The sequence below is a fragment of the Bacillus cereus group sp. BfR-BA-01316 genome (assembly GCF_022664195.1).
GTDB lineage: Bacteria > Bacillota > Bacilli > Bacillales > Bacillaceae_G > Bacillus_A.
Genome location: NZ_JAKUGX010000044.1, coordinates 14884 through 28005, shown reverse-complemented (window position 1 = coordinate 28005; position 13122 = coordinate 14884). Strand labels below are relative to the sequence as shown.

Below are 13122 nucleotides of genomic sequence, written 5' to 3'. Positions count from 1 at the left end.
ATTATAGATATCAATGGAATTTAAAAAAGATGACTCCTGTTGGATACAGAAATCATCTTCTTGATGTTGCCTAACTTTTTTCAAAATGTCCTTTACAAAGGGTACAGATTACATTTTCTATACTTTTTATTTAATTTCTTTTTACTAATTTCGCATGCACAACTAACCTTCCTGCCTCTGGATCAAGTGCGTAGTCACATGTAGAAAGTGTTATAATTTGATCATTTGCCGTCACTTCTGCATTTGTTTTATACAGTGATTTTTCTTTAATTTGTTCTAGAAATGATATATAGTCCTCATCGCTTTCAAAATCCGTTTCAATGTAATAAAAATCAGTTGTTGTCGTATACACTGAAAATACTTCGACATCGTACCCTTCAAATAAAGTATCGTAATATAATTTGCGGTGTGCCATAAAAAATTTTTCATCTAACATTTTTTTTAGACTTGCGAACATAGAACCATCTTTCATACGATGACCATATAAAATTGTATTTCGATTTTGCGATTTCACATCATTACGATAATCCATAAAGATACTTCCTGCTCGCATATCCTCACCTTTATAATTACGATATAAATAGTAATCGTTGTCTTTCGCTTGAACGATTGGATAATTAATTTGTGTATCATCCATCGTAATCCATCCAACTATTTCTGGATTAATCTTTTGTAACGCTTGAAACTGTTTTCGTATCTCTCCGTCTTTTGCCTTTTCTTCTACTGGGCTCCGCTCATAAATTTCTTGTGCCTCAGCCATTACTTTACGATTTTCATAGTAGTCCATGAAAATACCACCTAATTCATACATTGAGTAAAAAAAGATGCCTAAAAAAACAACTGTAAGTATTCGTTGAAAAAAAGGATTCTTTTTCCGTTTTTCCTTACCACTCAAATTATCACCTCAAAACGGATTGCAATCAGCGCTTAAATTCCCATCGGTACCATATACAACCCTGTATCTTCATCATGCTTTACAACGACATCTACACCGTATATCGTTTTAATCATATCCTCTGTTACTACATCATTCGGATTACCTTTCGTAACGATTTCACCATCTTTCATAACAATAATATGATCACTATAACGAATTGCTTGATTAATGTCGTGTAATACCATGACAATCGTCAATCCATACTCCTCGTTTAATCCTCTCACTAGCTCTAATATTTCAAGCTGATAATAAATATCTAAATATGTTGTCGGCTCATCTAAAAAGAGCATCGGTGTCTTTTGCGCTAAAGTCATCGCAATCCATACCCTTTGTCTCTCACCGCCAGATAAAGCATGAATTGGCTTATCTCGCTTACTCTGTAAATTCGTACAAGTAAGTGCCCTTTCAATAGCTTCTCTATCTTCATCATTGTGTGAAGAAAAAATATTTTTATATGGCATACGACCAAAACTCGTTAATTTTTCAACAGTAATATCTGCCGGTGCCTCATTTTGTTGATGAACAACCGCTAGTTTTCTAGCAAACTCTTTCGGCTTATACGTACTAATTGCTTTTCCATCAAGTATTACTTCCCCACTACGAGGAGTGTGATTTCTTGACATAACACCAAGTAATGTTGATTTCCCGCATCCATTTGGGCCAATAATGGTTGTGATTTTCCCCATTTCTATTTCACTACTAACAGACTTTAAACGATCTGTTACATTGTCATACGAAAAGGTTACATTTTTAATTTCCATGAACTTTATCACTCTTTCTAAGCAAGAATATTAAGAATGGGCCGCCAATAACCGCCATAATTGTCGCTGCTGGAATTTCGTTAGGTGGCACAAGCAATCTCCCAATCGTATCCGCCGTCAAAATTAACAATGCCCCTGCTAGCGCAGAAAATGGAATTAACACTTTGTGATCTGAACCGACTAATTGTCTTGAAATATGAGGAACAAGCAAACCTACGAAAGCAATAACTCCTGCAATTGCGGTTGATACAGCCGCTAACAACACTGCAATTGCGGAAATAATAAGGCGAACTCTCGTCACATGAAGACCTAAGTTCTTTGCAGTCTTATCTTGTAATGATAATAAGTTACACCACGCTCCTACAAACAGCGCAAGGACAAGCCCAATTGTTCCATATGTAACGATGATTTCCACATCTCCCCATGTCTTCATTGTTATATTTGAAGTCGTCGTTTGTTTAATACTCTTAATAAAGTATCCACAAATCGTAATGAACGATTCATTTAATCCAGTAAACATCGCGTTAATGGCAATACCAATTAATATAATGCGTAACGGACTCAATCCTGATTTCCATGAAAATGAATAAACTAAGTAACACGCAAAAGCTCCGCCTAAAAAGGCAAATACCGGTGTCCAGAAGAAAAACTGTGGAAATAACGTAATAATTACAAGTGTCATAAAACTTGCCCCTGAAGATATCCCAATTACCCCAGCATCTGCAAGTGGGTTTTTCATAACAGCTTGGAAGAGCACACCTGAAACCGCCAGTGCTGCTCCTGTAAATAGCGCAATAATGATACGCGGGAAGCGTAGGTCTTTAATAACTTCGACGTCTTCATTGTTTCCTGTAAATATCCCTTGTACAAGATCAACAATACCTACTTCTAAACTCCCTCTCATCGCTGACAACGACGTCATCACAATGAGCAATACAGTAACAATAAAGAAACTCCAAAATTTTTTATTCATGCTAATCTTCCTTTATATTAAAATGCATCACGGATACATCATTTTTTTCAATTCATCTAAAGCTTCAGTCGCTGCTAAATTTCCTGTCGTTCCAAATAAACTTTCTTCTAAATCGTAAACTCGATTATTTTTAACTGCGGCAAAATGTTTCCAAATGTCATTCGTTTTAAATTCTTTATCAAACATTTTTACAACTTCCTCTGGCATACCATGAGCTGCTCGTAAAATAATATCTGGATCAGCTTTCTTTAAATACTCTGTATTAGAAGCTAAATATTCTACCTGTTCACCGTGTACAATATTTTTACCCCCTAGTTGTTTCACTAAATCTCCAATATAAGAATGTTCTGTTGCTACTAAATAACTTCCCGGCACACCTAATAAAATAAGCACTGTTGGAGATTTCTTACCTTTCACATCTTTTTTAATATCCGCAACCTTCTTATCTAGCTTTGCTACAACTGACTCTGCTTGTTCTTCGCGTCCATATTTTTTACCCAAATCAGTAATTGAATTTTGCATATTTTTTAAACTTGTTAAATCTAAAAAACTCGCCTTCATTCCGGTTTCATTAAAAACTGGTTTTAATTCATTCTCAAGTGTTGTCACTGACAATACTTCTGACGGCTTTAATGACCTTACTTTCTCCATATCAGGGCTCATTGGATTCCCAACATCAGGTAGCCCCTTATAACGTTTTGGTAATGTTTTAGAGCTTGTTGGAACACCAACTAAATCTACTTCTAATGCATCCATAATTTCAGTAACAGCGACTGTCGTTGCAACAATTCTTTCTTTACTGTCACTCTTTACCTTCTTCGCCGTTTCTTTTTTTGGTGATGAACACCCAGCTATACTTACTAATAGAATAATAGCCATTAGTACACTCGCAATTTTCTTCACTCGCAATCACCACTCCTTTCAATACAATATGAAACAAGTCTTGATGTACACTTGATACATCAAGACTTAAATTTTTACAATCTACCTGCTCTATATTTACGAACCAATAAAGCAAGTGAGCCTAATAATAGCACCATATATAATCCAATTTGTGCCGTATCTGCTGTTTTTGAGTTTTTCTCTTTCTTATCGTCGACTTTCGTATTCTCTCTTAATTTCTTACCGTCGGCATTGCGATTAAACTCAGGTGTTGCAGTTGTTTTAACATTTTCTACTTTTGGTGTAGTCACCGGATTTTTCGGATCATTCTTCGGCTCTTCTTTTATAGTCCCTAGCGCACCAATATTGTTTGTATCAAATTGAATTTGTACATCATAGAAATGGTGGTAGTTCATCTCATTGATGTCTACTTTTACTTTTGCATTTAATTTTTTAAATAAATCACTTACTTCAAATTGCACTACTCTCGTATTTGCATTTTTATCTTCGCTCACTACTTTTGCATCAGCGAATAAACCATCTTTTTCTGTTTGGAATTTCGTAATCCATGCACTATTTTTCAGCGTCATCTCAATGTACTTTTTACCATCTTTAACGATTAATTTTGCTGGATTTACAGTATAATCATGCATCTTTGAAAGTTCATCTGTTTTGTCTTTTAACACTTTAAATGGAATATCATATTGACCATCTACTAAATTTTTCGGATCAACTTTTACTTTTGGTTCATCCTTTTTATTTTCATCTTGGCCGTTATTTCCGCCTTGACCGTTGTTTTCACCTTGACCGTTGTTTTCACCTTGACCGTTGTTTCCACCTTGATCATCGTTTCCACCTTGTTGGCTACCTAAAGTTTTAATACTACCTTGATCAAATACAAGTTGAACATCGTAGAAATGGTGATAATTCATCGCATCGATGTCTACCTTTACTTTTGCGTTTAATTTTTCCGATAAATCGTTTACTTCTACTTCTACTACTCTTGTATTTTTCTCTTTATTTTCACTTAATACTTTTGCATTAACGACCGAGCCATTCTTCTCAAAATCAAACTTTGTAATCCATGTACTATTTATTAATGTAAACGATACATATTTCTTACCATCTTTTACTTTCAATACACCTGGGCTTTTTGTGTATGTATTCATCATTGAGATTTCATCTGTTTGATCTTTTAACACTTTAAAGCCAATGCTGTATTCACCATCTTTAAGAGCTTTTGGATCAATTGTTGTGTTATTACCTTGGTTGTCGTTTCCACCTTGGTTGTTGTTCCCGCCTTGGTTGTCGTTTCCACCTTGGTTATTGTTTCCGCCTTGGTTATTGTTCCCGCCTTGGTTGTCGTTCCCACCTTGGTTATTGTTTCCGCCTTGGTTATTGTTTCCACCTTGGTTGTCGTTTCCGCCTTGGTTGTCGTTTCCACCTTGGTCGTCTAACGACTTAATGCTATCTTTATCAAATGCAAATTGAATATCATAAAAATGATGATAATTCATTGAATCAATGTCTACTTTTACTTTTGCATTTAATTTTTTCGATAAATCTGCTACTTCTACTTCCACTACGCGTGTATCAGCTTTCGTATCTTCACTTAATACATTCGCATCAACAAACGAACCATTTTTCTCAAATTCAAACTTTGTAATCCATGCACTATTCGTTAATGTAAATGATACATATTTCTTACCATCTTTTACTTTTAACACACCTGGACTTTTCGTATATGTGTTCATCATTGAAAGTTCATCTGTTTGATCTTTTAATGTTTTAAAATTGATGCTGTATTCGCCATCTTTAATTGTTTCAATATTTGGTTTTTTCTCACCATCTGGCTTTTCTACTTCTGGCTTCTTATCACCATCTGGTTTCTTTTCTTCATTCTTAATTGGCTCAAGTTTATCTTGATTAAATAGAAGTTGTACCTCATGCGTTTGTTTATAATTTCTTGATGCCATTTCGATAAATACTTTTGTATTTAGTTTTTTTGATAAATCATCTACTTCGAATTCTACGACTCTTGTATCTTTTTCTTTATCTTCGCTCACTACTTTTGCATCAATAAATGCACCGTTTTTTTCCGTTTGGAAATTTTCAATTAATGAGCTACTTTTTAGTGTTACAATCGCTTTTTTCTTACCATTTTCTACTTTTAATACCGCTGGACTTATCACATTCTCATTCATTCTAGATTCTTCATCTGTCTTATCTTTTAACACTTTAAATGGAATGCTGTACTCACCATCTTTAATTATTTCAACATCTGGTTTTTCTACTTCCGGCTTTTTATCTTCATCCGGTTGTTTCTCTTCATTTTTAATTTGTTCAAGTTTATCTTGCTCAAATAAAAGTTGTACATTATGTGTTTGCTTGTAACCTTGTGATGCCACTTCAATAAATACTTTTGCATTTAGTTTTTTAGATAAATCATTCACTTCAAATTCTACGACTCTTGTATTTTTTTCTGTATCTTCACTCACTACTTTTGCATCAACAAATGCACCATCTTTTTCCGTTTGGAAATTTTTAATTAATGAGCTATTTTTTAACGTTACAATTGCTTTTTTCTTACCATTTTCTACTTTTAATACTCCTGGATTTACCATGTAAGTATTCATCTTAGATTCTTCATCTGTTTGATCTTTTAACACTTTAAATGGAATGCTGTACTCACCATCTTTAATTGTGTTAGAATTTGGTTGTTGATCTGGGTCAGGCTTTTGGTCGGGCTTCTGACTCGGATCCGGATTTTTATTTGGATCTGGCTTATTAGCTGGGTCCTCTTTTTCATTTGGTTGTTCTACATGAATCGGTGTAATACTATTTTGATCAAATGCAATACGCACATCATAGTCATGATGATAATTTAAAAAGTCAATGTCTACTTTTACTTTCGCATTTAATACCTTCTCTACATCGTCCACATCAAATTCTACGACTCTTGTATCTTTTTCTTTATCTTCATTAATTACATTTGTCGCAACAAACTGACCACTTTTTTCGGTTTCAAACTTTGTAATCCATGAACTATGTTCTAACGTAAAGGATACTTTCTTTTTCCCATTCTTCACTTTTAAAGTTCCTGGACTTACAGAGTATTGATTCATCATAGATTCTTCATCTGATGTGTCTTTAAGAACTTTGAAACCGATTGAATATTCACCGTCAGCTAGTTGACTAGCTGCTTGAACCGCAAGGGGTTGTAATGTTGATACGAATGTAAATACCATTAAAAACATCGCAACAACAATTTTAAGATATTTATTCAATGGAATACCGCTCCTTTATTTAGTTTTGACGTACTTTACGAATTAAGAAAACACCTGAAATAAGAAGTAATGCTGCAAATAATCCGATACGTGCTTCATCACTTGTTTTTGGGTTATCTGTTTTTTCAGCTTTCCCACTTTCATTTGTTCCTTTGTTTGCATCTTTGTTTGTTTCTTTGCTCTCTTCCTTCTTCGCTTCTTCTTTTACTTGTGTACCTTTTTTAGTTTGATCTTCATTTTTTGTTACAGTTGCTGCATTATTTTCTCCACCTACAGCCTTTACATTTGCATCAAACGCAAAGCGAATTGTGTAGTTATGGTCATAATTTACATTCGGTACAACAACATGAATTTTTGCAGCTGCTGGTTTAGATAAGTCGTCTATTTTAAACTCTACAGTTCTTTTATCTGCAGATTCATCTTTACTAACAACTTTTGCATCAATAAAGTTTCCGTTCTCTGGTGCTTTAAATTCTGTAATCCAAGCACTATGATTCATCGGAATTTGTACTCTCATCTCACCATTTTTTACAATTAACTTAGCTGGTTTTTCAAAATAATCATTTGCCATTGAAGCTGAATCATTTTCCGCTTTTTGTATTACATAGTTAATATCGTAAGTACCGTCAGCTACATTTGCCGAAGCTTGTCCGAATGGCACTACGAGAAAAGCTAGCATACATACGAACGTCATAATAAAAGCTGGTAATACAGAAAACTTTCTCATGTCCCTTACTGCCTCCCTATTTCTCATTTTTTTGAAAATGATAATTATTCTCAATATATAAGAAAAAAAAATAATCGTTCCATCTCTATTTCATGCCGAATAAAAATATGTAGTTCAAGATAAAATGATTATCATTCTCATTGTAGTTCAAAAAAAATAATCTATCTTCATAACTCCTTATACAAAGAATTATTTATTGAACAAAGATCATTCGGAACTATACTGATTATCATTCTCAATAGTGTTCAAAAAAATAAAACTTCCTCTACTCTACTATTTTATCACCTCTTCTAGCAAAATAATATAGTCACAGACAAGTCCTTCTCTTCTTTCCCTCTCTTTCCTTCCAATATTTCCATAACTAAATCAATCTTAGCTTAATGACATTTTTTTTGTCAACTATATTATATGTATTTTTTAAATATCTAAATTTCCATACATAGCAGTTTTTCTACAAAATAAGAGGCTTTCTTTGAAAGAAAGCCTCTTATTTTTATTTTTCTACAGCAATTTCCTGCTTTTGAAACTTAGAAACTATATATCCAATCACTATACCTATCATACCTGGAACTAACCAGCCAATCCCTACACTGTATAATGGAATCTTATCTAAAATAGGTGCTAATGCTGCAATTTGCAGATTTGCATTGTGCAATCCATCAAAGAAGCTAATCGCAAATGCCCCTACAATACCGCCTACATACATTGCTAATGGAAGACGAACGTAATTTTCAACGAGTGATAATACGATAAGTACGATACCAATTGGATAAATTGCAATTAGAATTGGTAATGCCAATGCGTTTAACTGAGTTAAACCAAGATTTGCTACCATAAATGCTAATACACAGAAAATGAAAATGACTTTTTGATAAGAAAGCTTCGGTAATAACGAAGAGAAGTATTCCCCACAAGCTGCAACAATACCTACAGAAGTTGTTAAACATGCTGCTGTAATTGCGATGCCAAGTAATAATGTTCCGTAGCTACCAAATAAATGATTCACGACATTTGTTAAAATAATTCCCCCGTTTGCTCCCATTCCAAGTGACACACTAGAAGCTCCAAGGTAAGCAAGTGCTAAGTAAACTAATAGTAAACCAAGTGCTGCAATAAATCCTGCAAAGATTGTTACTTTCGCAATACTGTTCTTATTTGTAATACCTTTTGCTTTTAAAGCATTAATGACAACATTTCCGAAAACAAGTGCTGCAAGTCCATCTAAAGTTAAATATCCATCAATAAAACCTTTAAAGAGCGGGGCACTATATGCTTCTGTCGGTGCACCAAACTCTCCCATTGGCGTCATAATTGCTTTCGCTACAATACTTGCAATAACAGCTAATAAAATTGGTGTTAATACTTTACCAATACGCCCTACTAATTTCGAAGGGTTTAAAGCTAAATAGAACGTTACCGCAAAGAAAATAAATGTAAAGATGACAAGTGGATAAGCCTGACCAGCTACCTCACTTGGTAAAAATGGCGCAATGCTCATTTCATAAGCAACAGTCCCTGTACGTGGCACACTAACAAATACGCCTAAACATAAATAAATTGCAGTAATGAAAATTAGCGCGAATACAGGATGTACACGTCCTGCTAACTCATTAATATCTCCCTTTAGAGCTATAACAATAACTCCTAATAAAGGCAGTCCTACACCTGTTACGATAAAGCCAAATAACGCGATCCATACATCTGTTCCAGCACCTTGTCCTAACGCTGGTGGGAAAATCATATTACCGGCACCGAAAAACAGTGCAAATAACATTAAGCTTATTGCAAACATCTCAGAAAACTTTAAAGATGATTTCATTTCTACTACCTCCTAATTATTCTATTGACAAAATATTCTGAATAAAAATCCGTCACATATCCTCTTTCAAGCATACTTCCCCATAAAAGAACGCAAAAAACACCCGTCCCTAACAAAGGGACGAGTGTTGAAATCGTGGTTCCACCCTTATTCTAATAAAATGAATTTATAACGAAATAAGCTCATTTTATAGCTCGTGTAAATTGATAACGGTTTTATCCGCCAAGAATTACAATGCATCATGCAGTTCACTCTTGAAGTTTAGAGGTGGTAAGTTTGTCTTTCCATATTAGGAAGCTCACAGCCTAAGGCTTCCCTCTCTGAGAATCGTCAAAAACAACTCATGTCCTCATCATTACTTTTATAAAATATCTTGTCGAAACTTGTTGTTTTTTATTATATGGTCTATTTTTTAAAAAATCAATAGTTTTATTTTTTCTGACAAAAAATATAGGGAGAAAACATTTCTCCCTATATTTGCCCCATCAATATTTCTAATTCTTCAGCTGTAATGTTCCGCCATTTTCCGGTTTCAAGTTCATTTAGCTCTATATTCATAATGCGAACTCGCTTCAACTTTGTTACTGTATACCCGAAAGCACGACTCATTCTACGAATTTGTCTATTCATTCCTTGTGTTAAAACGATGCGAAATGTAGATTGGTCAACTCTCGTCACTTTACATGGTTTCGTCATCCCATCTTTAATCTTTACACCGCTGGACATCATATCAATAAACCAATCTGTAAAAGGTTTATCGACTGTGACAACATATTCTTTCTCGTGCTCATGATCACCGTGCAAAATTTTATTTGCAATGGCACCGTCATTCGTTAATAAAATGAGTCCTTCTGATGCTTTATCTAACCGTCCAACAGGAAAGATTCGTTCTGGGTAATTGATGTAATCAATAATATTATCTTCAATATGATCCGCTGCTGTACAAGTAATTCCGACTGGTTTATGGAAGGCAATATACACCTTTTCTTTCTCTTCTTTTTCAATAACCTGTCCATCAATCGTTACAACATCACCATCGCTCACGATTGTACCGTGCGTACATATTTCACCGTTAATACAGGCGCGTCCTGCTTTGATTAGACGGTCTGTTTCGCGTCTTGAGCAGGATTGTGCTTCGCTTATGTATTGGTTGATTTTCATGTTTTATTCCTTTTCTTATAGATTAAAAGCGTCAATCCATGGCAATTTCATTATGCCAAGATTGACGCTCCTTCACTTCGCAAAAACAACTAAATAAATAACCCCAATCACCAAAAATATTCCACAACAAGCTAACAATACTTTTGCGAGTTTGTCCATAAACATATAATGGTTTCCCCTTTTGTTTGGTTGTTTGCTATTTCAATTCGACAACTGTTACGCCTAGGCCTCCCTCGCCCATGTCACCGTAGCGGTAGGTTTTCACGCCGCGATGTTTCTTCAAGTAATCTTGTACACCTTGGCGAAGCGCTCCTGTTCCTTTACCGTGAATAATTGATACACGAGGATAGCTTGCAAGCTGTGCATCGTCTAAATATTTTTCAACGCGCATCATTGCATCTTCATAACGTTCGCCGCGAAGATCAAGCTCTAACGACACGTGATAATCTCTACCCTTCACACTTGCGACTGCTTTTTTCTCAGTTTGCTTCGGTGTATTAATGTATTCCATATTGGATTCTTTCACTTTCATCTTCAGAATACCAATTTGTACGCTCCACTCTGTATCACTTACTTTTTCAAGCAATTGACCTTTTTGACCGAACGTTAACACTTTTACTTCATCACCTGGTCGTAATTGTTGTTTCGGCGCTGTATTTTTCACATGTACTTTTTGTTTCTTCACAAGCTCTGGCGCTGCCCCTTCTAGACGGCTCTTCGCTTCAATAAGCTCATGGTCTTTCACATTTACAAGCTGTGCTTTACGCAATTGACGAAGTTCATGAATAATGCCTTCTGCTTCTTTCTTCGCAGCTTCGACTTTTTCTTCCCCTTCTTTTTGCACTTTTAATAATTTTTCATCGCGCTCATCGTTAAATTCAATAATTTGACGCTGTAATTCACGATGAAGTTTTTCTGATTGCTTACGATGTTCTTCCGCTTCTTTTCGTTCGCGCTCTGCACTTTTTTGGCTTTCTTCTAGCTTTGCAATCATATTTTCGATTTTGTTCGTATCTGTACTAATTTGGTTACGAGCGCGATTAATTACGCGATCTGACAAACCAAGACGCTTCGAAATTTCAAAGGCATTACTACGTCCTGGTACACCGATTAATAATTTGTACGTTGGGCTTAATGTATTCACATCGAACTCAACGCTCGCATTAATAACTTGCTCACGATTGTATCCATATGCTTTTAATTCTGGGTAATGCGTTGTTGCAACAACGCGCGCACCGCGGTTACATACTTCATCTAAAATTGAAATTGCTAGTGCAGCCCCTTCTTGCGGGTCTGTTCCAGCACCTAATTCATCGAATAAAACTAAGCTTTCGAAATCAGCTTTTTCTAAAATATCTACAATGTTCACCATATGTGAGGAGAACGTACTTAAACTTTGTTCAATCGATTGTTCATCACCGATATCAGCAAAGATATTTTTAAATACACAAATCTCTGATTCGTCCATTACTGGAATGTGCAGACCAGATTGTGCCATTAAGACACAAATACCGACTGTTTTCAGTGTAACTGTTTTACCACCTGTATTCGGTCCTGTAATAACAATTGTTGTAAAGTCTTTACCAAGCATAATGTTATTTGGCACGATAATTTCCGGATCGATAAGCGGATGGCGTGCTTGTTTTAAATCCATGTAGCGTTCATTATTTACGATTGGCTTCGTCGCTTTAATTCGCTTCGCATAAAGAGCTTTTGCAAAAATAAAGTCAAGATTTGCAACTACTTCTACGTTTGATAGAACGATATCAGCTTCCACTGCTACTTCTTCCGTTAACATCATTAAAATGCGTTCTACTTCTTGTTTTTCTTTCACACGTGCTTCTTGAAGCGCATTATTTAATTCCACGATTACTTGCGGTTCTATAAATAACGTTTGTCCAGAAGCAGATTGATCGTGAACAATACCACCATATACGCCGCGGTATTCTTGTTTTACCGGGATTACGTAGCGTTCGTTACGAATCGTTACAATTGCGTCTGATAACATTTTTTGCGCGTTTGAAGAACGCGTCATGTTTTCTAATTTCTCACGAATACGGCTTTCCGCAGTACGAATTTGGTTACGAATACCACGCAATTTGTCACTTGCGCTATCGACTACTTCACCGCCGTCACCGATACAGTTTGTAATTTTCTTTTCTAAATCATATAAAGATACAATTTGCGCGACATGTGTTTCTAAAATTGGAAGTTCAACACCATTATCAATCATATCGTCAATGAAGCGTTTCATTTGGCGACTACCATACATCGTACTTGCGATTTCAATTAATTCATGAGGACTTAACATACTTCCAATTTTCGCACGCTTAATATTTGAACGAATATCAGAAATCCCTCCAAGTGGTACATGTCCTTTTAAACGGATAACTTTTGCTGCCTCATCCGTTGTTTCTTGCAGTTCCACAATTTCTTCAAAATCTGTGCTTGGCACTAAATTCTTCACTTTATCACGACCAAGTGAAGATGCTGTATGTTCAAGTAATTGTTCTTTTACTTTATTGTATTCTAATACACGCAACGTTCTTTCTAACATGTTGCAGGTCCCCCTTGT

The 13122-nt window shown here is 35.3% G+C and carries 10 protein-coding genes and 1 other annotated feature; of the genes, 1 reads left to right on the top strand and 9 read right to left on the bottom strand.

Translation table 11 applies throughout. From position 1 onward, the window contains the following. On the top strand, positions 1 to 74 hold a 74-nt coding region (locus tag MR071_RS25890; protein WP_325782561.1), incomplete at its 5' end, for an IS3 family transposase. Between the two features lie 56 nt (positions 75 to 130). Here the strand turns inward: MR071_RS25890 and srtB are convergent. The 9 genes from srtB to MR071_RS23320 form a co-directional block, all read right to left on the bottom strand. Then, a complete protein-coding gene (gene srtB / locus MR071_RS23360; RefSeq protein ID WP_105587968.1) occupies positions 131 to 895 on the bottom strand; it encodes a class B sortase in 765 nt (254 codons plus the stop codon). A 32-nt stretch (positions 896 to 927) separates the two neighbouring features. Further along, positions 928 to 1698, bottom strand: a complete 771-nt coding sequence (locus MR071_RS23355; protein ID WP_105587967.1) for an ABC transporter ATP-binding protein — start codon at positions 1696 to 1698, stop codon at positions 928 to 930. After that, positions 1688 to 2671, bottom strand: a complete 984-nt coding sequence (locus MR071_RS23350; RefSeq protein ID WP_242238111.1) for a FecCD family ABC transporter permease — start codon at positions 2669 to 2671, stop codon at positions 1688 to 1690. The genes MR071_RS23355 and MR071_RS23350 overlap by 11 nt, the downstream gene beginning before the upstream one ends. 27 nt (positions 2672 to 2698) lie before the next feature. Continuing rightward, entirely contained in the window at positions 2699 to 3580 is an 882-nt protein-coding gene (gene isdE, locus MR071_RS23345) for a heme ABC transporter substrate-binding protein IsdE (protein ID WP_142395945.1), read from the bottom strand. A gap of 68 nt (positions 3581 to 3648) precedes the next feature. Beyond that, positions 3649 to 6840 (bottom strand): NEAT domain-containing protein, encoded by a 3192-nt coding sequence (locus MR071_RS23340; protein WP_242238110.1) that lies wholly within the window; start codon positions 6838 to 6840, stop codon positions 3649 to 3651. A 19-nt stretch (positions 6841 to 6859) separates the two neighbouring features. Continuing rightward, the gene (gene isdC, locus MR071_RS23335; protein ID WP_242238109.1) at positions 6860 to 7567 is read right to left on the bottom strand and encodes a heme uptake protein IsdC; all 708 of its coding nucleotides are present in this window, start codon (positions 7565 to 7567) and stop codon (positions 6860 to 6862) included. 493 nt (positions 7568 to 8060) lie between these two features. Continuing rightward, on the bottom strand, positions 8061 to 9386 hold the full coding sequence (gene brnQ6, locus MR071_RS23330) for a branched-chain amino acid transport system II carrier protein BrnQ6 (RefSeq protein WP_105587961.1): 1326 nt from the start codon (positions 9384 to 9386) through the stop codon (positions 8061 to 8063). Between the two features lie 113 nt (positions 9387 to 9499). Next, positions 9500 to 9751 (bottom strand) — a binding site (T-box leader). Between the two features lie 106 nt (positions 9752 to 9857). Further along, positions 9858 to 10547, bottom strand: a complete 690-nt coding sequence (locus MR071_RS23325) for a 23S rRNA pseudouridine(2604) synthase RluF (RefSeq protein WP_105587960.1) — start codon at positions 10545 to 10547, stop codon at positions 9858 to 9860. A gap of 196 nt (positions 10548 to 10743) precedes the next feature. Then, on the bottom strand, positions 10744 to 13104 hold the full coding sequence (locus MR071_RS23320; RefSeq protein ID WP_242238108.1) for an endonuclease MutS2: 2361 nt from the start codon (positions 13102 to 13104) through the stop codon (positions 10744 to 10746). Positions 13105 to 13122: the final 18 nt, after the last annotated feature.